Source organism: Cyanobium sp. Lug-B (assembly GCF_024345635.1).
Lineage (GTDB): Bacteria > Cyanobacteriota > Cyanobacteriia > PCC-6307 > Cyanobiaceae > Cyanobium > Cyanobium minutissimum.
The window spans coordinates 1-20,549 of record NZ_JAGQBM010000059.1; the positions used below are offsets into that span (position 1 = coordinate 1).

At 72.3% G+C, this 20,549-nt stretch carries 19 protein-coding genes and 1 tRNA gene; 6 read left to right on the forward strand and 14 right to left on the reverse strand.

The genetic code is table 11. From position 1 onward, the window contains the following. Positions 1-599, forward strand: a 599-nt coding sequence (locus KBY81_RS13135; RefSeq protein WP_396103687.1) for a YdcF family protein, incomplete at its 5' end; no start/stop codon positions are given. On the opposite strand, the gene KBY81_RS13140 is transcribed toward KBY81_RS13135, so the two are convergent. The 5 genes from KBY81_RS13140 to rpaB form a co-directional block, all read right to left on the reverse strand. Then, positions 541-1,266, reverse strand: a complete 726-nt coding sequence (locus KBY81_RS13140; protein WP_254976719.1) for a 1-acyl-sn-glycerol-3-phosphate acyltransferase — start codon at positions 1,264-1,266, stop codon at positions 541-543. The two genes, KBY81_RS13135 and KBY81_RS13140, sit on opposite strands and share 59 nt — an antisense overlap. After that, positions 1,263-2,156, reverse strand: coding sequence for an ACP S-malonyltransferase (fabD, locus tag KBY81_RS13145; protein WP_254976720.1), 894 nt, complete (start codon positions 2,154-2,156; stop codon positions 1,263-1,265). The genes KBY81_RS13140 and fabD overlap by 4 nt, the downstream gene beginning before the upstream one ends. Positions 2,157-2,183: 27 nt before the next feature. Next, entirely contained in the window at positions 2,184-3,191 is a 1,008-nt protein-coding gene (locus KBY81_RS13150) for a beta-ketoacyl-ACP synthase III (RefSeq protein WP_254976728.1), read from the reverse strand. 73 nt (positions 3,192-3,264) lie between these two features. After that, the gene (gene plsX / locus KBY81_RS13155; RefSeq protein ID WP_254976721.1) at positions 3,265-4,617 is read right to left on the reverse strand and encodes a phosphate acyltransferase PlsX; all 1,353 of its coding nucleotides are present in this window, start codon (positions 4,615-4,617) and stop codon (positions 3,265-3,267) included. Continuing rightward, positions 4,598-5,344 (reverse strand): response regulator transcription factor RpaB, encoded by a 747-nt coding sequence (rpaB, locus tag KBY81_RS13160; protein ID WP_015110442.1) that lies wholly within the window; start codon positions 5,342-5,344, stop codon positions 4,598-4,600. The genes plsX and rpaB overlap by 20 nt, the downstream gene beginning before the upstream one ends. 103 nt (positions 5,345-5,447) lie before the next feature. On the opposite strand from rpaB, the gene radA reads away from it, so the two are divergent. Beyond that, a complete protein-coding gene (gene radA, locus KBY81_RS13165) occupies positions 5,448-6,917 on the forward strand; it encodes a DNA repair protein RadA (protein ID WP_106219283.1) in 1,470 nt (489 codons plus the stop codon). A gap of 9 nt (positions 6,918-6,926) precedes the next feature. Here radA and KBY81_RS13170 read toward each other — a convergent pair whose 3' ends face one another. Further along, positions 6,927-7,448 carry a photosystem I assembly protein Ycf3 gene (locus KBY81_RS13170; RefSeq protein ID WP_106219282.1) on the reverse strand — a complete coding sequence of 174 codons (522 nt, stop codon included), beginning with the start codon at positions 7,446-7,448 and terminating at the stop codon, positions 6,927-6,929. A 106-nt stretch (positions 7,449-7,554) separates the two neighbouring features. On the opposite strand from KBY81_RS13170, the gene KBY81_RS13175 reads away from it, so the two are divergent. The 3 genes from KBY81_RS13175 to KBY81_RS13185 are packed head-to-tail and all read left to right on the forward strand — an operon-like array spanning position 7,555 to position 11,580. After that, complete coding sequence (locus KBY81_RS13175) at positions 7,555-9,966, forward strand: cation-translocating P-type ATPase (protein ID WP_254976722.1); 2,412 nt, start codon at positions 7,555-7,557, stop codon at positions 9,964-9,966. After that, positions 9,963-10,616 carry a dTMP kinase gene (gene tmk, locus KBY81_RS13180; RefSeq protein WP_254976723.1) on the forward strand — a complete coding sequence of 218 codons (654 nt, stop codon included), beginning with the start codon at positions 9,963-9,965 and terminating at the stop codon, positions 10,614-10,616. Before KBY81_RS13175 ends, tmk begins: the two co-directional genes overlap by 4 nt. Continuing rightward, positions 10,609-11,580, forward strand: a complete 972-nt coding sequence (locus KBY81_RS13185; RefSeq protein ID WP_254976724.1) for a DNA polymerase III subunit delta' — start codon at positions 10,609-10,611, stop codon at positions 11,578-11,580. Before tmk ends, KBY81_RS13185 begins: the two co-directional genes overlap by 8 nt. Positions 11,581-11,592: 12 nt before the next feature. On the opposite strand, the gene KBY81_RS13190 is transcribed toward KBY81_RS13185, so the two are convergent. The 4 genes from KBY81_RS13190 to KBY81_RS13205 form a co-directional block, all read right to left on the reverse strand. Beyond that, complete coding sequence (locus tag KBY81_RS13190; protein WP_106219278.1) at positions 11,593-12,390, reverse strand: response regulator transcription factor; 798 nt, start codon at positions 12,388-12,390, stop codon at positions 11,593-11,595. Between the two features lie 216 nt (positions 12,391-12,606). Continuing rightward, a tRNA-Asn gene (locus KBY81_RS13195) sits at positions 12,607-12,678 on the reverse strand. A 30-nt stretch (positions 12,679-12,708) separates the two neighbouring features. Then, on the reverse strand, positions 12,709-13,419 hold the full coding sequence (locus KBY81_RS13200; RefSeq protein WP_106219277.1) for an ABC transporter ATP-binding protein: 711 nt from the start codon (positions 13,417-13,419) through the stop codon (positions 12,709-12,711). Further along, complete coding sequence (locus KBY81_RS13205; RefSeq protein WP_106219276.1) at positions 13,416-13,679, reverse strand: hypothetical protein; 264 nt, start codon at positions 13,677-13,679, stop codon at positions 13,416-13,418. Before KBY81_RS13205 ends, KBY81_RS13200 begins: the two co-directional genes overlap by 4 nt. 181 nt (positions 13,680-13,860) lie before the next feature. Here KBY81_RS13205 and psbD point away from each other — a divergent pair, with 181 nt between their 5' ends. Then, entirely contained in the window at positions 13,861-14,919 is a 1,059-nt protein-coding gene (gene psbD / locus KBY81_RS13210) for a photosystem II D2 protein (photosystem q(a) protein) (protein WP_015108802.1), read from the forward strand. A 495-nt stretch (positions 14,920-15,414) separates the two neighbouring features. On the opposite strand, the gene KBY81_RS16650 is transcribed toward psbD, so the two are convergent. From KBY81_RS16650 to KBY81_RS13230, 4 genes are all read right to left on the reverse strand, one after another. Further along, positions 15,415-17,454 (reverse strand): acyltransferase family protein, encoded by a 2,040-nt coding sequence (locus tag KBY81_RS16650; RefSeq protein ID WP_254976725.1) that lies wholly within the window; start codon positions 17,452-17,454, stop codon positions 15,415-15,417. Next, on the reverse strand, positions 17,451-18,395 hold the full coding sequence (locus tag KBY81_RS13220) for a lysylphosphatidylglycerol synthase transmembrane domain-containing protein (protein WP_106223030.1): 945 nt from the start codon (positions 18,393-18,395) through the stop codon (positions 17,451-17,453). Before KBY81_RS13220 ends, KBY81_RS16650 begins: the two co-directional genes overlap by 4 nt. A gap of 49 nt (positions 18,396-18,444) precedes the next feature. Next, positions 18,445-19,848, reverse strand: coding sequence for a glycosyltransferase (locus KBY81_RS13225; protein ID WP_254976726.1), 1,404 nt, complete (start codon positions 19,846-19,848; stop codon positions 18,445-18,447). Further along, the coding region (locus KBY81_RS13230) for a tetratricopeptide repeat protein (RefSeq protein ID WP_396103694.1) at positions 19,845-20,549 on the reverse strand (705 nt) is incomplete at its 5' end. The genes KBY81_RS13225 and KBY81_RS13230, both read right to left, overlap by 4 nt.

Genomic DNA, 20,549 nt, shown 5'->3' on the forward strand with positions numbered 1-20,549 from the left:
GGCCGCGCCGCCGCCGCCCCGTTTCGGGGCGGGTGGTGCTGGCGGGCCTGGCGGGACTGGCCCTGCTGTGGCTGTCGCGGGGCGGGGGGTGGCCCACGCCGCCGCCCCCCCAGAGGATCCTGGGGCTGGGGGGGGATGCCGACCGGGAGGCGGCGGCAGCCCGCCTGGCCCGGGTGGACGGCCTGCCGGTGGTGGTCACCGGCGGCACCAACCCCGAGTACGCCCACTGGCTGTTCCTGCAGAAGGAGGGTCTGTCCCCCCGCCAGGTCCAGCTCGACTACCGGGCCCGCGACACGGTGTCCAACTTCACCTCCCTGGTGGACGACCTGCGAAAGGCCCGGATCCGCCATGCACTGCTGGTCACCTCCGCCGACCACATGGAGCGGGCCCTGCTGGTGGGACGGATCGTGGCCGGCAGCCGCGGCATCCATCTCACCCCGGTCCCCGTGTCCTGCGGCGAGCTCTGCGTCGTCGAGGGCCGGCGGCGCCTCTGGGGCGATGGTGCCAGGGCGGCCCTGTGGGTGGTCAGCGGTCAGGACATCAGGCCGTGGGTGGAAGAGCGGGTGGCTCCCTGGCTGGAAAGAGCAGGGATCCGCTGATCGGACCCAGGTCGAGCATCCGGTTGATCTGCTCCTGGGCGGCGCGGGTGGCGGCGTCCAGATCGGGACGGCGCCGGGAGGCCGGCGGCGGGATCGGGGTGCCGATGCGGATGTGGATCGGCACCAGCCGGGGGCCGTGGCCGCCGGGTCCCAGGGCCCGGTGGCTGTTGATGATCGCCACCGGCAGCAGCGGCACGCCGGCCCGGGCCGCCAGCAGGGCCGCCCCCGGCTGGGGGGCATTGACGCGGCCGTTCGCCTGACGGGTGCCGTCGATGAACACGCCGGTGGCCCAGCCCTGCAGCAGCCGGTCGGTGGCGACGCGGATCGCTTCCCGGTCGCCGGCACCGCGCTCCACCGGGTAGGCGCCGCAGGCCCGGATGATCGGGCCCAGCAGGGGCACCCGGAACAGCTCCGCCTTGGCCATGAAGGCCACCGGCCGGCCGAGGGCATGCCCCAGCAGCGGCGGATCCAGGTGGGAGCCGTGGTTGGCCACCACCACCACGGCCCCCTCCAGGGGTACGTTGTCGTTGCCGGTCGTCCGGCCCCGGAACAGCACCCGGAAGACGGGAAACACCAGCAGGTAGCTGATCAGCCGGTAGGTGAGGCTCGGCTTCGGCGTGTTCAGCAGGGCGGGGGGATCGGCCGGCGGCCGGCGGCGGCGTCTCACTGGCCCAGGTCGCCGGCGGTGGCGATCTGGGCGGTGCCGAGGCCGGGGCAGCTGCGCTTGATCAGGCCGGAAAGCACGTTGCCCGGTCCGATCTCCACGGCGGTGCTGATGCCCTCGGCCTGCAGCTGATCCATCGTCTCCCGCCAGCGCACCCCCAGGGTCATCTGCCGGCGAAGGCGGTCCTTGAGCGCCGCGGCGTCGGTCTCGGGCCGGGGATCGGCGTTGCTGAGCACGGGGATCCGGGCGTCGGCGAACGGCACCGCCTCCAGTTCGGCGGCGAAGGCCTCGGCGGCGGCGGCCATGAACGGGGAATGGAAGGCGCCGGAGACCGCCAGGGGGATGGCCCGCTTGCAGCGCACCGCGGCGGTCACGCTGGCCAGCGCCTCCGGGGTGCCGGAGAGCACCACCTGGGCGGCGCTGTTGTCGTTGGCGATCACCACCCCCTCGGTGGCCGCCACCGCCTGCTCGAGCTCGTCCCGCTCGAAGCCCATCACGGCGGTCATGGCGCCGCCGCCGGCGGTGGCCATCAGTTCGCTGCGGCGGCGCATCAGCTTCAGGCCGGTCTCGGCATCGAAGACCCCGGCGGCATATAAGGCCACCAGCTCGCCCAGGCTGTGGCCCGCCACCAGCCGGGCGCTGCGGCCCTGGCCGTGGAGCGCGTCCACCAGCAGGCTTTCGACCACGAACAGGGCCGGCTGGGTGTTGCGGGTGTCGTTGAGGTCGCGGGGTTCGCCGACCCCCTCACCCCCGCCGCAGATCGCCAGCAGGTCGCGGCCGAGCAGCTCGGAGGCCCGATCGAAGCGCTCCCGGGCCCCCGGCAGGTCGATCACCCCCTCGGCCATGCCCGGCTTCTGCGAACCCTGTCCCGGAAACACCCAGGCGATGGCCATGCAAGCCTCCCGTGCAACGGCAGGAGATTAGGCCTCGGGTGGGGGGACCCCCGGACCGCTCCAGCGGAACAGGGCGGCACCCCAGCTGAGGCCGGCGCCGAAGCCGCTGCTGGCGATCAGGTCGCCGGCGCCCACCCGTCCGTCGCGGACCGCCTCGTCGAGCATCAATGGGATCGTGGCGGCGGAGGTGTTGCCGTAGGCCGAAAGGTTGCTGAGCACCCGCTCGGCGGGCATGGCGAAGCGCTCGGCCACCGCATCGAGGATGCGCTGGTTGGCCTGGTGCAGCAGCAGCCAGTCGACGTCGGCGGCGGCGGTGCCCGTGGCCTCGAGCAGCTCCGCCAGCACGGCGGGCACCTCACGCACGGCGAACTTGTAGACCTCCTGGCCGTTCATGTGGATCGGCGCGAAGCCGCCCACCTGGGCCGAGAGATCCCCCACCAGCGGGCGGTGCTCGGCCACCTGGGCCAGGGTGAGGCAGGCGTTGCGGCTGCCGTCCGAGCGCATCCGGAAGCCCACCAGGCCGTCTTCGGCGGGGTCACAGGCCTCCACGGCCAGGGCGCCGGCCCCGTCGCCGAACAGGACGCAGGTGCGGCGGTCGTCCCAGTCGAGCCAGCGGCTCAGCTGGTCGGCGCCGATCACCAGCACCCGCTGCATCGTGCCGCCGCGGATGTACTGGGCCGCCGTGATCAGGGCGAACAGGAAGCCGCTGCAGGCCGCCGTGAGATCGAAGGCCACCGCCCGGTGGGCCCCCAGGGCCGCCTGCACCCGCGGGGCGGTGCCGAACAGGTCGTCCGGGCTGGAGGTGGCCAGCAGGATCAGATCCACCTGCTCGGGGGCCCAGCCCGCATGGGCCAGGGCCGCCCGGCCCGCCCCGGCGGCCAGGCTGGTGACGGTCTCACCGGGGCCGGCCACGCGCCGGGCACCGATGCCGGTGCGGCTGCGGATCCAGCCGTCGTTGGTCTCGACCCGCTCGCTCAGCTGGTCGTTACTGATGCTGGCGGCGGGGAGGGCGCGACCGCAGCCCACCAGGGCCATTCCCCGCAAGGCGGCCGTGGTCCCCGTCGTGTCTGAGCCGAGCGGCACCCATTCGGTTCACAGGTGGGCTCAGTCAACCACAGGTGCTTGCCACTCCGGCGCTCCCCTTGCCGAGGGCGTGCAGGTCGTCCATGACGCCGTGGCTGGCGGCGGAGTGGGCCAGCCGCAGGGCGCTCACCACCGAGAGGGCCCGGCTGCTGCCATGGCCGATGACGCAGACCCCGTCGACGCCGAGCAGCAGGGCGCCGCCGTGCTCGGCATGGTCGAGGCGCTTCTTGATCCGCACCAGGTTGCTGCGCAGGAACGCCGAGCCCACCTTGCCCCGCCGGCCCCGGGGCAGCTCGGCCCGCAGCACGTCCAGCAGGACGCTGCCCACCGATTCGAGGAACTTCAGCAGCACGTTGCCGGTGAAGCCGTCGCAGACCACCACGTCGAAGTCGCCGGAGAGGATGTCGCGCCCCTCGCAGTTGCCGGCGAACACGAAGCGCTCGTCGCCCGCCAGCAGCGGATGGGTGCGCAGGCAGAGGTCGTTGCCCTTGCACTCCTCCTCGCCGATGTTCACCAGGCCGATGCGGGGGCGCTTCACCTGCAGCACGTCGCGGCTGTAGATGTTGCCGAGCAGGGCGAACTGGTGCAGCCATTCGGGCTTGCAGTCCATGTTGGCCCCCACGTCGAGCACCAGCACCTGCTGGCTGGGGTCCTTGGTGGGGAACAGGGCGCCGATGGCCGGGCGGTCGATGCCGGCCAGCCGGCCGAGGCGGAAGATCGCCGCCGCCATCACCGCACCCGAGTTGCCGGCGGAATAGACGGCGGTGGCCTCGCCCTTCTTGACCAGGTCCATGGCCACGTTGATGCTGGCGTCGCGCTTCCGGCGCACCACGGTGGCCTCCTCGTTCATGCCCACCGACGGGCCGCTGGGCACCACCTGGATCAGGCCGCGCTGCACCGCCTCCTCCAGCTCCTGGCCCAGGCCCATGGCCGCCACCGCCCGCCGCAGCGGCTCCGGCTCGGCCACGAAACGGATGCGCAGGGGCAGCAGGGCCACGGCCCTCAGGCAGCCCTCCAGGATCGGGCCCGGGGCGTGGTCCCCGCCCATGCCGTCGACGGCCACCCAGAGGCGTTGCCGGTCGTCGATGGCGGCGCCGGTGTGGCTGCCCTGCTGCAGGCGCCGCAGGGGATCGAACACCAGGGGCTGGAGCACGGAGCCTGCCACGTTGGTGGCGGCACCGGCCATGCTGCCGGCCACCGACACCGCCCCCGAGGCGGCGCCGCTGGCGGTGGCGGTGGCGGTGCCCACGAGGCTGGTGACGGCGGCATTGCGCCGATACCAGATCACCAGGCGGCGGATCGTGCGATTGGGTTTGGGGCGGTTGGAGGCGAAGCGACGGCCTTCGCGCCCTGCGCCTTCAGGATCCTTCGGTGGCAACGGGTTCAACGATGCGCTGGAACAGATAGCCGGTGCCCCGGGCCGTGAGGATCAGCTCGGGGTTGGCCGGATCATCCTCCAGTTTGGAGCGCAGCCGCGAGATGTGGACATCCACCACGCGGGTGTCCACGTGACGCTCGGGCGTGTAGCCCCACACCTCCTTGAGGATCTCGCCGCGGCTGAAGGGCTCGCCCGATCGGCTCACCAGCAGCTCCAGCAGGCTGAACTCCATGCCGGTGAGGCGGATGCGCTCGTCGCCCCGATACACCTGGCGCTTGTTGGTGTCGATGCGGAGATCGCCCACCTGGATCACGCCGGAGTTGGGGATCCCGGCGCCCGGGTCCTTCTCCACCCGCCGCAGCACACAGCGGATGCGGGCCTCCAGTTCCTTGGGGCTGAAGGGTTTGACGACGTAGTCGTCGGCCCCGAGCTCCAGGCCGGTGATGCGGTCGGCCACGTCGCCGAGGGCGGTGAGCATCACGATCGGCACGTCCGATTCCTTGCGCAGCTCCTGGCAGACGCCGTAGCCGTCGAGCTTGGGCATCATCACGTCGAGGACCACCAGGTCCGGCAGGACGCGGTGGAAGGCCTCGATGGCCTCCTCGCCGTCGCTGGCGGTGACCACCTGGTAGCCGATCATCGAGAGACGCGTCTCGAGGATGCGGCGAATGCTGGCCTCGTCATCGACGACGAGGATCGTTTCCTTGGCGGTGGGGGAGGCCGTCATTGCGCGGCGAGGAGAATGCAACACGGTTCCGACCCACTGAACCGGCCGGAAGGTCGGGAATTCACCGAACGCCACCTTTCTTCATACACACCGCCCGCTTCCTTTGGCCCGTCCCGGTTCCTCGTTCGTCTGCCAGGCCTGTGGGGCCAGGACGCGGCAGTTCTTCGGCCGCTGCGCCGGCTGCGGCGGCTGGAACACCCTGGTGGAGCAGAGCGAGCCCAGCGGCGACAGCCGCCGGCGCCGGCCGGTGGCAGCCAGCCCCGCTCCGGGGCCTGACGGGGCCGGGGCGCCGGGCCGGCCGCGCCGCTCCGAACCGATCCAGGCGGTGGGGGACCGGCCCCTGCAGCGCCTGGCCAGCGGCTACGGCGAACTGGACCGGGTGCTGGGGGGCGGCCTGGTGCCCGGTTCCCTGGTGCTCCTGGGGGGCGACCCGGGGATCGGCAAGAGCACCCTGCTGCTGCAGAGCGCCCGCGCCATGGCCGCCCGGGCGGTGGTGCTCTACGTCAGTGCCGAGGAGTCGGCCCAGCAGGTGAAGCTGCGCTGGCGGCGCCTGGCCGAGGACGGCCCCGGAGCTGGACCCGGCGCCGTGCCGGAGGCGGGTGACGGCGAGAGCGAGGGCCTGCGCCTGCTGGCGGAGACCGATCTGGAGCTGGTGCTGCAGGAGCTGGAGACCCTCCGGCCGGAAGTGGCGATCATCGACAGCATCCAGGCCCTGCATGACGCCGAACTCGGCAGTGCCCCCGGATCGGTGTCCCAGGTGCGGGAATGTGCCGCCGCCCTGCAGCGCATCGCCAAGCGGCAGCACACCGCCCTGGTGCTGGTGGGCCATGTCACCAAGGAGGGAATGCTGGCGGGCCCCAAGGTGCTCGAGCATCTGGTGGATGCGGTGCTCACCTTCGAGGGGGACCGCTTCGCCAGCCACCGGTTGCTGCGGGCGGCGAAGAACCGCTTCGGCGCCACCCACGAACTGGGGGTGTTCGAGATGCGGGGGGCGGGGCTGGTGGAGGTGAGCAACCCCAGTGAGCTGTTCCTGGCCGGGGATGGCCCCAGCCCCGGCACCGCCACGATCGTGGCCTGCGAGGGCACCCGCCCGCTGCTGGTGGAGATCCAGGCCCTGGTCAGCCCCACCAGCTACGCCAGCCCGCGGCGCACCGCCACCGGCATCGGCACCAACCGCCTGCACCAGATCCTGGCGGTGCTGGAGAAGCACATGGGGCTGCCCCTCTCCCGCTTCGACTGCTACCTGGCGGTGGCCGGCGGCCTCGAGGTGGAGGAGCCGGCGGCAGATCTGGGGGTGGCGGCCGCCGTGGTGGCCAGCTACCGCGACCTCACCCTGCCGGCGGGCACGGTGCTGCTGGGGGAACTGGGCCTGGGGGGGCAGCTGCGACCGGTGGGCCAGCTGGAGCTGCGCCTGCAGGAGGCGGCCCGGCTGGGGTTCGCCCGGGCGGTGGTGCCCCGGGGCAGCGCCCTCGGGCCGGTGGCGGCCGGCCTGGGCCTGCAGCTGCTGGAGGCGGCCACGGTGGCCGAGGCCCTGGTGGCCGGCCTGGGGATGAACCCCGCCGAGGGGGACTGAGCCGGGGGCTCAGAAGTACACGTCGACGTTGCTGCGGCCGGAGGACTTGAGCCAGTTCTCGATGTCCAGGTAGCCGCCCGGGTAGAGGCGCACCGCCTTGGTCCAGTGCACGGCCGCCTCGTCGAACCAGCGGTCGGCCGCGTCCTGGTCGCCGGTTTCCTCCGCCAGCCGCCCCCACTTCTCGTAGATCAGGCCCATGTTCTTGAGGCAGGAGGGGGAGTTGCCGTTGGCGTCCAGGGACTGGCGGTAGTAGTCGAGGGCCTTCTCCTCCTCACCGTTGCTCATGAAGATGATCGCCATGTTCTTGAGGATCTCGCCCCGGTCGATGCTGTTCTCCTCGAGCTTGAGGGCCTCCTCGTAGTTCTCCAGCGCCTCGGCGTAGTCGCCGTCGTTCTGGGCCGAGAGGCCGTCGCGGTAATAGACGTAGGCCTCCTTCGCCTTTGGATCGATCGGCAGCAGCTTGACGATCAGGTCGGCCATGACCGTGAAGCTCTTGTCGATGAAGTTGTCGTTGCGCTGCGAGCGGGGCAAGGGTCCAGGTCCGGATCGTCCCCCCATCCTGCCTCGGGTGGTCGGGGCAGGGGCGTGGCGGCTCCCTAGCCTGGGACCCCGGCCCCGCCGCCCCGGCCCCCCCCGCTTGAGCGCCACCCCCCCCGCCAGCAGCCCCCGCGAGCCGTTGCTCCTCGATGTGGAGGGGATGAAATGCGGCGGCTGCGTCCGCGCCGTGGAGCAGCGCCTCCTCCAGACCGCAGGGGTGCGCCAGGCGAGCGTCAACCTGCTGACCCGCACGGCCTGGGTGGACCTGGAGCCCCGGGTCGAGGGACCCGACGGCAGCGCCGTGGATCCCCTGCCTGCCCTGCTGGGCAGCCTCGAGGGCCTGGGCTTCCAGGCCCGGCTGCGCCCCCTGGAGCCGGAGCCGGCCAGCCAGCGGGAGCGGCGCCAGGCCGAACAGTGGTGGCGCCACTGGCGCCAGCTGCTGGTGGCCCTGCTGCTGCTGCTCGTCTCCGGACTGGGGCACCTCGCCGATGCCGGCCGGCTGACCTGGGGCGGTCCCTGGCCGCTGCTGGGCAGCCCCTGGTTCCACGCCCTGGTGGCCACCCTGGCCCTGGCCTTCCCCGGCCGGCCGATCCTGGTCCGCGGCGTCCGCTCGGCCCTGGCCGGGGTGCCCGGCATGGACACCCTGGTGGGGCTGGGGGTGGCCAGCGCTTACCTCTCCAGCCTGGTGGGCTGGCTGTGGCCGGCCAGCGGCTGGCCCTGCTATTTCAACGAGCCGGTGATGCTGCTCGGCTTCGTCCTCACCGGCCGCTTCCTGGAGGAGCGCGCCCGCTACCGCACCGGCCGGGCCATTGAGGAGCTGGGAGCCCTCCAGCCCGAGCATGCCCTGCTGCTCCTGGGCGACGACCCCCCCCGCCAGGTGCGGGTGGGGGGACTGCGGCCGGGGGACCGGCTGCGGCTGCTGCCGGGCGACCGGGTGCCGGTGGACGGGGTGGTGCTGGAGGGCCGCTCGCGCGTCGATGCCTCCAGCCTCACCGGCGAGTCCCGGCCGCAGGCGGTGGAGCCCGGCAGCGAGCTGGCCGCCGGCCTGCTCAACCTGGAGAGCTCCCTGGTGCTGGAGGTGCGCCGCAGCGGCGCCGACAGCGCCATCGCCCGCATCGTGTGCCTGGTGGAGCGGGCCCAGGCCCGCAAGGCCCCGATCCAGGGGCTCGCCGACCGGGTCGCCGGCCGCTTCACCCTCGTGGTGCTGCTGCTGGCGCTGGCCACCCTGCTGTTCTGGTGGCTGTGGGGATGCCGGCACTGGCCCGAGGTGCTCACGATGGGCGCGGCCGTTGGCCACGGGGCCCATGGGCATGGCGCCCTGGCCCACGGGGGTGGGGCCGCCGGCACCCCCTTCAGCCTTGGGCTGCAGCTGGCCATCGCGGTGCTGGTGGTGGCCTGTCCCTGCGCCCTCGGCCTGGCCACGCCCACGGCGATCACGGTGGGCTCCGGGCTGGCGGCCCGCTCCGGCCTGCTGTTCCGTGGCGGCGATGCGATCGAGACCGCCTCCCGGCTGGAGGCGGTGCTGTTCGACAAGACCGGCACCCTCACCATCGGGCGGCCCCTGGTGACGGCCGTCCGGGTCGTGGGGGCGGCTCCGGGCAGCCCTGCGGAAGCGGCTGAGGCCGCCCGGCTGGTGCAGCTGGCGGCGAGCCTCGAGCAGCACAGCCGCCATCCCCTGGCCCATGCCGTGCTTCAGGAGGCCCAGTGCCGGGGACTGCCCCTGCTGGCCGTCAGCGAGGCCCGGACCCTCCCCGGCGACGGGGTGCAGGGGCTGGTGGAGGGCTCCGGCCTGGTGCGAGTGGGCCGGCTCGAGTGGCTGACGCGCCTGGGGGTGGGCGCGGAGCCCGCCGCCACGGTCCTGCAGCAGGAGCTGGAGGCCGATGGTGCCACCCTGCTGGCGGTGGCCGCCGAGGCACGGCTGCTGGGACTCCTGGCGGTGGCGGATCGGCCCAGGGCCGATGCCGCCGCCACCGTGAGCCACCTGCGGCGCCTGGGGCTGCGCCTGGGCCTGCTCAGCGGCGATCGGCGCGCCAGCGTCGAGGATCTGGGCCGCCGGCTGGGCCTCAGGCCGGAGGAGCTGGCCTGGGAACTGCGGCCCGAGCAGAAGCTGGAACGGCTTCTGCTGGCCCATGGCCGGGGGGCCGTGGCCATGGTGGGCGACGGGATCAACGATGCCCCCGCCCTCGCCGCCGCCGACCTGGGCATCGCCGTCGGCACCGGCACCCAGATCGCCCAGGAGAGCGCGGCCCTGGTGGTGATGGGGGAGGGGCTCGACGGCATCGTCCGGGCCCTGGAGATCGCCCGGCGCACCATGGCCAAGGTCCGGCAGAATCTGGCCTGGGCCTTCGGCTACAACCTGGTCGTCCTGCCGATCGCCGCCGGTGCGCTCCTGCCGGGCTTCGGCCTCAGCCTCTCGCCCGAACTGGCGGCCCTGCTGATGGCCTTCAGTTCGATCACCGTGGTCGGCAACGCCCTGCTGCTTCAGGGTCTCCCCACGGATCCGGCGCCATGAGCGGGCGCTTCCTGGTGCTGGAGGGCATCGACGGCTGCGGCAAGACCACCCAGATCGAGGCCCTGCGCGCCTGGCTGCCGCTCAGCGGCCTGATGGCGCCCGGCTCCCGGCTGGTGGTGACGCGGGAACCGGGCGGGACGGCCCTGGGCCAGGCCCTGCGTGCCCTGTTGCTGCACCCTCCGGCTGGGGTCGCCCCCTGCAGCCTCTGCGAGCTGATGCTCTACGCCGCCGACCGGGCCCAGCACGTGGAGGAGTGCCTGCGTCCCGCCCTGGCCGCCGGCGACTGGGTGCTGAGCGATCGCTACAGCGGCTCCACCGCGGCCTACCAGGGCCATGGCCGCGGCCTGCCGATGGCCACCATCCACCAGCTCGAGGCGATGGCCACCGGCGGCCTGGAGCCCGATCTCACCCTCTGGCTCGATCTCTCCCTGGCCGGTTCCCTGAGGCGCCGCGGCGACCGGCCCGCCGACCGGATCGAGGCCGCGGGCGAGGCCTTCCTGCAGCGGGTCAGCGACGGCTTCGCCAGCCTGGCCGCCGAGCGGGGCTGGCAGCGGGTCGAGGCCGGCGGGCCGATCGAGCAGGTGACGGCCCGGTGCCGCACCCTGATCACGGAGCACCTGGGCGCCGGCGGCGGACGGGGCCATGGCTGAGCTGTTCGCTGATCTGGTGGGCCAGCCCCAGGCGGTGGCCCTGCTCACGGCCGCCCTGGAGCAGCGGCGGCTGGCTCCCGCCTACCTGTTCGTCGGGCCCGAGGGGGTGGGCCGCCGGCTGGCGGCCCTGCGCCTGCTCGAGGGGGTGCTCGCCGGTGGCACCGCCGGATCGGTGCCGCTGCGGCGACGCCTGGCGGAGGGCAACCACCCCGATCTGCTCTGGGTGGAGCCCACCCACCTGCACCAGGGCCGGCTGGTGACGGCCTCCGAGGCCGAAGTCCAGGGCCTCAGCCGCCGCAGCCCCCCCCAGCTGCGCCTGGAGCAGGTGCGGGAGGTGACCCGTTTCCTGGCCCGCCGTCCGGTGGAGGGGGAGCGTTCCCTGGTGGTGCTGGATACGGTCGAGGCGATGGCCGAAGCGGCCGCCAATGCCCTGCTCAAGACCCTCGAGGAACCGGGCCACGGCCTGCTGATCCTGCTCACGGCGACACCGGACCGGCTGCTGAGCACGATCCGCTCCCGCTGCCAGGCCATCCCGTTCGCGCGCCTGCCCCCCGCCCTGGTGCACCGGGTGCTGGCGGCCCTGCCGGCGCCGGAGGGGGCTGGGGAGGGGACGGCGGAGGGGGCCGCAGCCGATCCCCCCGAGCTGCTCGAGCTGGCCGCCGGCTCCCCCGGGGCCCTGCTGCGTCACCGTCGGGTCTGGCGGGGCCTGCCGGAGGGCCTGGCCGACCGGCTGCTGGCCCTGGGGCGGGAGCCGCTCGAGGCCCTGGGCCTGGCCCGCGACCTCAGTGAGGCCCTGGATGGCGAGCAGCAGCTGTGGCTGCTCGACTGGTGGCAGCTGCACCTCTGGCGGCAGTGCAGGGAGCCGGCGCCCCTGCGCCGCATCGAGCAGCTGCGCAGCCATCTGCTGGCCTACGTGCAGCCGCGCCTGGCCTGGGAGGTGGCCCTGCTGGACCTGGGCCGCTGAGGAGGGGGGCCGTCAGGCCACCGCCCCTTCGCCCGGTTTGGGAGCGGCGGTGAGCTTGGCCTCCCTGGCGCTGCGGATGGCGGCGCCGAGGCTGTCGATCTGATCGGTGGGAGGCAGCTCGAGGCAGTACCCGGCGCCGTAGACGGTCTTAATGAAGCGCGGTTTGCGGGGATCGGGCTCGAGCTTGGTGCGCAGGTGGCGGATGTGGACGCGGATGGTCTCGATGTCGTCGTCGGGCTCGTACCCCCAGACCTCCTTGAGGATCAGGGAGGGGGCGACGGTCTGACCGTGGCGCTGGAGGAGGCAGTGGAGGAGTTCGAACTCGGTGTGGGTGAGGCGGACGGGCGCATCGAACCAGATGGCCTCGAAGCGCTCGGGGACGAGGGTGAGGGAGCTGAAGCTGAGGATCTCGTTGTGCTTGGCGGAGAGGGGGGCGCGCTCGCTGCGCCGGAGCAGGGCCTTGACCCTGACCATGAGCTCCTCGAGATCGAAGGGCTTGGTGAGGTAGTCGTCGGCGCCGGAATTGAAGCCGCTCACCTTGTCCTTGGTGCTGCCGAGGGCGGTGAGCATGAGGATGGGGATCTTGGCCGTCCGCTCGTCGCGGCGGAGGCGCTGGCAGAGGGTCAGTCCGTCGACCTTGGGGAGCATCAGGTCGAGGAGAATGACGTCGGGGCAGTACTGAACGGCCAGGGCCTGGCCTTTGATGCCATCGGCAGCCCTCTGGACGTCGAAGCCGCCGTGCTCGAGATGGCCGGCGACGAGATCGAGCATGTCGCCGTCATCTTCGATGAGCAGGATCGAGGGCTTCATGGGAGGGGGCGAGGCGTGGCGAGGCGTGTCGTCGTGGTGCCTGCGGGGGTGCACGGGCACGGAAGAGAATAGTGTCGCGGCTTTGCTGGAGCGCTGCAGGGGGCAGGGTGCAGGTGCTCCCCCTGGCCGAGCATGCGGATCCGGCTCAACGCCCGGATTGCTCCGGCCGAGGCCGCGGGGATGGGCGCAGGAAACGGACGGATCTGGATGGAAAAACTCCCCGGGCGGGATTCGAACCTGCGACCAATCGGTTAACAGCCGACCGCTCTACCACTGAGCTACCGAGGAAGACACCCGGCGGACCGGGATCCGAAGACCTTACCTTTCGGCCCCGCCGGCGGGCAAGGGGGAGAGGGAGCGGCGCAGGCTTTCGCCGCTCTGCCAGGGGCCGATCGTGCCGGCTTCCATACGGGCAGCCCCGTCGCAGCACTCCAGTTCCTCGAGACGGTGGGTGATCCACAGCGCGGTGAGGGGGGACGGGCTGCGATGGCAGAGCCGATGGATCAGCTCCAGCACCTCCCTCTGGCTGTCCGGATCCAGCAGGGCCGTGGGTTCATCGAGCAGCAGCAGCGTGGCGGCGCTGGCCAGGGCGCCGGCGATCGCCAGCCGCTGCTTCTGGCCGCCGCTCAGGGTGTGGATGGGGCGCTGCTGCAGTCCCGCCAGGCCCACCTGGGCCAGGGCCGAGGCCACCCGCCCGGCCCGGGCGCCGTCGTCGAGCCCATCGGGGAGCGCCAGCTGCAGATCGCTGCCGCAGCTGGGCAGCAGCAGCTGGTGGTCGGGGTTCTGGAACACCAGGGCCGGCCGGCCCTGGCAGGTGATGTGGCCCGCCGTGGGGGTGAGCAGGCCGGCGATCAGGCGCAGCAGGGTGCTCTTGCCGCTGCCGTTGCTGCCCACGAGCATCCAGAGGCCCGGCCCCGGAATGCTCAGCCGGCAGTCGCGCAGCGCCGGGACCCCTTCGCCCCAGCCGAAGCGGAGTCCCTCGATGTGCAGGGGCGGCTCGACCGCCCCGGAGGTCGCCGCTGCGCTCAAGGCTCGAAGCTGAAGCCGGGACGCTTGCCGCCGCCGGCGACCGACGACTTCTCATAAATCTGCACGGCGACGATCTCGCCGCTCAGGAGGCTGACGCGCTTCTGCTCGTCCTTCTCGCAGGTGAGCTCGAGCACCTTGGGGTGCCCGCTTTCGAGCGCCTGGCGCACCTCCCCGTACAGGGCCCGGGCGGCCTCCAGCTCCTTGCGCTGGACGGCAACGGGCATGGGGCTGAGCCGGAGGGAGATCTCGACGACGTACATGGTGGAAGCTGCTGGGGGCCGGGACGGCGGGAAAGGCTGGCCCGGCCACTCTGGCGAATCGTCGGGCGTCGGGGAGGTGTGGGTACTTGTACTCAATCCCTGAGCGCGACGCCCCCCTCGGACGCGCAGAAAGGGCGTTCTCTTTTAAAGTCGGCTTGTAAAGCTTCGTGAAGCACCTCCCATGACGATCGCCCTGGGGCGCGCCCCTGCCACCCGTGGATGGTTCGACGTCCTCGACGACTGGCTCAAGCGCGACCGCTTCGTTTTCGTGGGGTGGTCCGGTCTGCTGCTGTTCCCCACGGCCTATCTGGCCCTGGGCGGCTGGCTCACCGGCACCACCTTCGCCACCTCCTGGTACACCCACGGCATTGCCAGCAGCTACCTGGAGGGCTGCAACTTCCTCACCGCCGCCGTCAGCACCCCGGCGGATGCCATGGGGCACAGCCTCCTGCTGCTCTGGGGCCCGGAAGCCCAGGGTGACTTCGTCCGCTGGATCCAGCTCGGCGGCCTCTGGCCCTTCGTGGCCCTGCACGGCGCCTTCGCGCTGATCGGCTTCATGCTGCGCCAGTTCGAGATCGCCCGTCTCGTCGGCATCCGTCCCTACAACGCCATCGCCTTCTCCGGCCCGATCGCGGTGTTCGTCAGTGTCTTCCTGATGTACCCCCTGGGTCAGAGCAGCTGGTTCTTCGCCCCCTCCTTCGGTGTGGCGGCGATCTTCCGCTTCCTGCTGTTCCTGCAGGGTTTCCACAACTGGACCCTGAACCCGTTCCACATGATGGGCGTGGCCGGCATCCTCGGCGGTGCCCTGCTGTGCGCCATCCACGGCGCCACGGTGGAGAACACCCTGTTCGAGGACAGCGACCAGGCCAACACCTTCAAGGCGTTCGAGCCCACCCAGGAAGAGGAGACCTACTCGATGGTCACCGCCAACCGCTTCTGGAGCCAGATCTTCGGGATCGCCTTCTCCAACAAGCGCTGGCTGCACTTCTTCATGCTGTTCGTGCCGGTGATGGGTCTGTGGACCAGCAGCATCGGCATCATCGGCCTGGCCCTCAACCTGCGGGCCTACGACTTCGTGAGCCAGGAGATCCGCGCAGCGGAGGATCCTGAATTCGAGACGTTCTATACCAAGAACATCCTGCTCAACGAAGGTCTGCGTGCCTGGATGGCGCCTGCCGACCAGCCGCACGAAAACTTCATCTTCCCTGAAGAGGTTCTGCCCCGCGGCAACGCTCTCTGATTCCTTTTCCATGGATCTCGAGCCCCCTCCATGGGGGCTTTTTTCATGGCCCCCCGGTGATCGCCGCCCGCCTGAGGCTGCAAAAGCTGGCTACGATGGCGCCGTTCCGTCAGCAGTGACGTGGTGATCGACGGAAACGCCTGATCGGAGAGCGCCGCAATGTCTGGCCCGGTCCCACCGGTCGCCGCCGCCACGGCGGCGGCCAGTGGTCCCCCGGAGCCTTGGCCATGCCGGTGCCTGTCCGACTTCGGTCGTCTTCCGTCCTTGCCGCAGGCGTCGCCGGCTGGCATCCAACCCACAGGAGGAGGTGTCCATGACCCCAAGTTGTCCCATCCAGGGTCTGCTGATCGCGGAGAATGCCGGCTGATCACGGCCGCTGACTCCTGATCCATCGGTTCCGCGCCAGAGCGGACCCGGCGAGAGCCCCCGAGCCCGTGGCCCAGGTCGTCCTGGTACCCCACGGACTCGGGGGCATCGTTCATGTTGACCCGGGCCTCAGCTCCCCTCCGCCCCTGTCCCCGGAGTCATGAGCACGTTCCGGATCAGCGGCGCGGCGAGCTGGACGGCCTGCGTCGAGGGATGGGAATGCTCGTCCCGGTACAGGATCTCGCCACCCCGGGCCCGATAGGTGCAGTCCCCCTCGGGGCAGAACAGATCGAACAGGTCCACCACCTGCAGCTTGCCCTGGGCCTGCAGATCCCCCAGCACCTCGTCGAGCGGTTGGCGTCGCCGCAGGGATTCCGCCCGGTCCGGCATCAGGCAGGGGCCGCCGAAGGGGGAGAACCACTGGGGCACGGCACTGGCGGGGTGGCAGTTGGCCTCCCGGGCGAAGGGCAGGCCGTTGAGCACCGCCAGGCGCACGCCGCGCCGCGCCAGGCTGGCGGAGAAGTCGCTGAGGCCCACCCTCAGGGTCTGCAGGATCAGCCGGCTGCCCGGCCCCTGGCTGGGGGGCGAGAACATCACCATGTCGTTGACCAGGAACACCCAGTCGCCGGGGCGCAGCTGCGCCACCAGCCCCGGCACCACCCGGTTCCAGTAGGCGCGGTTGGTGGCGGCGAACGGGCCGCCCCCGCCGAGGGCGGCGAAGTTGCCCACCGGGGAGGCGGCCCAGGCCGAGGTGATCGTCACCGCGTACCCGTCCCGGGCCACCAGCTCGTCGAAGGCGCCGGCGAAGGAGGCCGAGAAGGAATTGCCCACCACCAGCACCCGGTGGCGGGCCGTGGCGAAGTCCCCGAGGGTGCAGTCCTCGATGGTGATGGTCTTGTCCGCTTCGCCGTCGTTGGCCAGCACGCAGGGGGATCCCTGCCAGGTGCCGGAGGCATCCGGCACTCGATAGGGATCGACAAGCGATTCCACCCCCATGCCCGCAGGGATCGGGTTGCGGCCGGCGTAGAGGCTGAACGGGGGCAGGTTGTCGGCACCGATCAGCAGCCCCGCCCCGGCGGCCAGGCCGCCCACCCCGATGGCGATCGTCCGGTCCCGCCGCGGCGCCCAGCTGGCCTGTCTCAGGGGCTTTTCCACCCAGCGGTAGGAGGCCAGCGACAGGAGCACCATCAGGCCGATCTGGAACGGCAGCGACCACCAGTGCAGGCCGATTGTCCAGCGGCTCAGGGAGAGCACCCCCCAGTGCCAGAGGTAGAGGGAGTAGGAGATCAGCCCCACCTGCACCAGGGCCGGCAGGCTGAACAGCCGGTACGCGGCGGTCCCCTGCCGCAGGCTGGCAATCAGCAGCGTGGTCAGGAGCACGGCGGCCACCGTGGCCGGAACCGCCCAGGCCAGCGGCAGCAGCATCACCCCCACCAGGCCCAGGACGGCCGGCAGCGGTGGCAGGCGGCCCAGGCCCCTGGCGGCGGCCGGCCAGACGCCGCTGAGGCAGAACAGCAGGCAGCCTGCCCCCATCTCCCACAGGCGCGGCGGCATCAGGAAGTAGGCGGCGGCCTGCTGGGTGGGATAGAGCTGGACGAAGGCGATCAGGGACGCCAGCGAGGCCACGCCCATCACGCCGAACAGGGCCCTGTGGCCTCCGGCTCCCGGGCGGGCGAAGCCCGTCAGCCAGGCCACCAGCGGCAGCAGCAGGTAGACCTGCTCCTCCACCCCCAGCGACCAGGTGTGGGTGAAGGGGTTGAGTTTGGTGGCGGTGCCGAAGTAGTCGGTGGCCTGCCCGTGCAGGTAGATGTTGGAGAAGCCGAACAGGGCACTGATCCCCGTGCGCAGGGCCGTGTGGGGGCGGGGGATCACCAGGCAGGAGAGGATCCCCACCACCACCACGAAGACCAGCAGGGCCGGCACCAGCCGCTTCAGGCGCCGGCTGTAGAAGCCGAGCAGCAGATCCCCCAGGGAACGGGCCGGACGGCGGGTCAGGGAGGCGGTGATCACGAAGCCGGAGATCACGAAGAAGATGTCCACCCCCAGGTAGCCGCTGGGCAGCAGCCGGTCGTCGATGTGGTTGAGGATCACGGCCACCACGGCCAGGGCCCGCAGGCCGTCGATCTCGGCCCGGTAGCCGGCCCCGGGGGAGAGGGGGGTGTCGCTCACGCCGCCATCGCCTCGCCACCGTCCCGATGGCGGCCCAGCACCACCAGACCCACCGCAGTGGGCAGCAGCACGGTGCACACCCGCAGCACCAGGGTGACCGCCAGCGCCGTCGGCCGGTCGACGCCGAAGGCCACCGCCAGGCCGATGGCCGTGGCCTCCGCGGTGCCGACCCCCGCCGGCAGGAAGGAGAGGACCCCGCCCAGGGCCATGGCGGTGCGGATCACGGCGGCCTGGGTGAGGGCCAGGGGATCCCCCTGCAACTGCAGCAGGCCCATCAGCGCCGACGCCTCGATCAGCCACACCAGGGCCGCCAGGGCGGTGCCCACCAGCAGGGGCCAGGGGCGCAGCAACCGCCGCAGCCGGCCCATCGCCCCGAGGGCCTCCCGCAGCAGCCGGGTCAGTCCGTGCCAGCGCCGGTGGGCCGGCAGCCGGTCGAGGAAGGCCTCCAGGCGCCGCAGGGCGGCCGGATGGGTGAGCAGCCAGGCGCCGAGGGCCAGGGTCGCCCCGCCCGCCGCCAGGGCCGGCAGGATCCGCCCCCCGAGCCCCCAGGCCAGCACCAGCAGGGCTCCGGCCAGGTCGGCCACCCGCTCCGCCAGGGTCACCCCCACGCCGACCTGCATCGGGATGCCGTGGCGGCGCTGCAGCCACAGCCCCCGCAGGGCCTCGCCGCTGCGGCCGGGGGCGGCGACCAGGGCCAGGCCGGCGACGTAGATCCGGCTGCTGGGCCGCCAGGCCAGGGGGTGTCCCAGCTGGCGGAGGTAGAACTGCCAGCGCTGGAACAGCAGCAGATAGCCCGTGGCCACCAGGGCCGGCACCAGCAGCCAGCACCACCAGGGCAGCGCCCCCAGGGAGCGCACCACATCGGCGAAACCGAACCAGATGCTGAGCCCCAGGTAGAGCGCCAGGGTCACCACCAACCCCAGGAACCAGCGCTTCCTCATCGGCGGCGTCGCCGCCGGCGGGGCGGAACCGGGACGGACAGCCACAGGCTCACGGGGTGAAGCGCAGCTTCTGGGCCGCATACAGACACATCCTTGCCAGGATCAGTCCCTCCTTCACATGGGCGATGTTGGAGCTGCCGTAGCTGCGCTCCTGATAGCGCACCGGCACCTCGACGATCTTGAGGTTCAGCTTGGCCGCGCCGAACAGCAGATCGAAGTCGCCGAAGGGGTCGAAGTCGCCGAAGTAGGCCCGCCCGGCCTTGAGGCGCTCGTAGTCGGCCTTCCAGATCACCTTGGTGCCGCAGAGGGTGTCCTTGAGCCGCTGGCGCAGCAGCCAGGAGAAGGCGGCCGCGAAGAAGCGGTTGGCGGCGGTGTTCAGCGGCGGCATGGCGGCGCTGCTGCGGGGGTACACCAGCCGGCAGCCGTTGACGAACTCCCCCCGGCCCTCGGCGAGGGCCTTGTAGAACCGGGGCAGATCCTCGGGACGCACGGTGAGGTCGGCGTCGAGGATCATCAGCACCTCCCCCTCGGCCTGGTCGAAGCCCAGCCAGACGGCGTCGGCCTTGCCGCGGCCGCTCTGGCGCAGGGCCCGCAGCTGCAGCGGCCCGCTGTAGGAGCCGCAGACCCGCTCGATCTCCGCCCAGGTGCCATCGGAGGAGTGGCCTTCCACGAACAGCACCTCGGTGGCTGACCCCAGCAGGGGCATGCGCTCGATGGCGGCGGCGATGTTGCCGGCTTCGTTGCGGGCCGGGATCACCACGCTGACGCTGGGGCGGCGCTGGGCCGGGGTGGCGGGCCGGGCCACCAGCCAGTGGGTGAGCCCGAACTGCTCCAGCACGGGCAGCTGGCTCAGCCAGCGGTTGGCCAGAGGGGCGAGCAGGGGGATCCGGCGGGGCAGCAGGCAGCGGTGCCCCTGCTTGAGCACCTCCCAGCCGGCCAGGTCGAGCAGATTCTGGACGTCGCGGGGGGTGAGCCAGCTCTCGGGCGGTTGGGGCTGACGCAGGCGCAGCCCTTCCGCTGCCTTGAGCAGGGGCTGCCACAGCCAGTTGTGGAAACTCACCACCAGCCGGGTGCGGTCATGGCAGAACGCCGCCAGCCGCTCCAGCACCCCCTGCACGTCCTCGAGGGTGTTGAGGGTGTTGGCCAGCAGGATCACATCGAAGGGGGCCCTCTCCCCGATCGCCTCCGGGTCGAGGGTCGCCGCCTCGGCGCAGACGATCCGCAGGTTGGGGTGGGCGGCCTGGGCGGCGGCGGCGATGGCGGGGTCGCGCTCGATGCCCACGCCGTGGCCCGGGTGGGTGGCCGCCAGCAGATCCCCCAGGCCGCAGCCGATCTCGAGCACCCGCAGCCCCGGGGCGACCAGCAGCTGGTGCAGCCGGTTCAGGTCCTCGTAATAGGCGCGGTTGCGGCGGTGGAACCGCTGCAGTCCCTCCGGCTGGAGCGTGCCGTTCATCGCAGCAGGGCCAGGGTGCCCGCCACATCGAGCCGCAGGCCGCGGGCCACGGCCCGCAGCGTCCGCAGGGTGCGGTTGCCGGGGTCGAGGCGGGCGGCGGCATCGAGGGCCACCTGGGCCTGGCCTGGGTGGAAGCGGTAGAGCTGCACGAAGCCGAGGGCCATCAGGGCATGGGGATTGGTGGGTTCGAGGGACACGATGCGCTGCAGCGTGTCGACGGCCCCATCGGCGTGCCGCTGCAGCGCCTGGGCCAGGGCCAGACCATAGAGGTCCTCCAGACCGGCTTCCCCGGGGTCGGCGTCAGTCTCCTGCAGCCTGGCCCGCAGCAGCCGCTCCCCCTGGGAGAGATAGACCTGCTGGGGGTCCCTCTGGTTGATCTGCCCCACCTGCCGGAACAGCCGGTCCAGATCGCCGGCCCGCAGCAGCCGGCCGAGTGCGACCAGCTGGTCGATCCGGTTGGGGGGCGCCCCAACGTCCATGGGCTGGGAGGCGCCCCCGCCGGCCACCGTCAGGGTCAGGGGGGCGCTGCGCAGGGCCAGCGGCCGCCCCTGGCGGTCGAGGGCCCGGGCCCGCAGCCGGTAGGACCCGTCGGGCAACCCGGCCGGCACCACCAGGGCCAGCCGTTCGCGCACCTCCAGGCATCCCCCGGGGGCGGCGCGCACCATGCCCTGGCCGATGCCGCGGTCATGTCGCCAGGCGGG

Bases quoted from the DNA above. Each gene is read 5' to 3' on its own strand.
- psbD (WP_015108802.1), top strand. From the start codon at position 13,861: ATGACGATCGCCCTGGGGCGCGCCCCTGCCACCCGTGGATGGTTCGAC.
- KBY81_RS13185 (WP_254976724.1), top strand. From the start codon at position 10,609: ATGGCTGAGCTGTTCGCTGATCTGGTGGGCCAGCCCCAGGCGGTGGCC.
- KBY81_RS13150 (WP_254976728.1), bottom strand. From the start codon at position 3,191: ATGGCCCTGGTGGGCTGCGGTCGCGCCCTCCCCGCCGCCAGCATCAGT.
- rpaB (WP_015110442.1), bottom strand. From the start codon at position 5,344: ATGACGGCCTCCCCCACCGCCAAGGAAACGATCCTCGTCGTCGATGAC.
- KBY81_RS13225 (WP_254976726.1), bottom strand. From the start codon at position 19,848: ATGAACGGCACGCTCCAGCCGGAGGGACTGCAGCGGTTCCACCGCCGC.
- KBY81_RS13205 (WP_106219276.1), bottom strand. From the start codon at position 13,679: ATGTACGTCGTCGAGATCTCCCTCCGGCTCAGCCCCATGCCCGTTGCC.
- tmk (WP_254976723.1), top strand. From the start codon at position 9,963: ATGAGCGGGCGCTTCCTGGTGCTGGAGGGCATCGACGGCTGCGGCAAG.
- KBY81_RS13190 (WP_106219278.1), bottom strand. From the start codon at position 12,390: ATGAAGCCCTCGATCCTGCTCATCGAAGATGACGGCGACATGCTCGAT.
- fabD (WP_254976720.1), bottom strand. From the start codon at position 2,156: ATGGCCATCGCCTGGGTGTTTCCGGGACAGGGTTCGCAGAAGCCGGGC.
- KBY81_RS13220 (WP_106223030.1), bottom strand. From the start codon at position 18,395: ATGAGGAAGCGCTGGTTCCTGGGGTTGGTGGTGACCCTGGCGCTCTAC.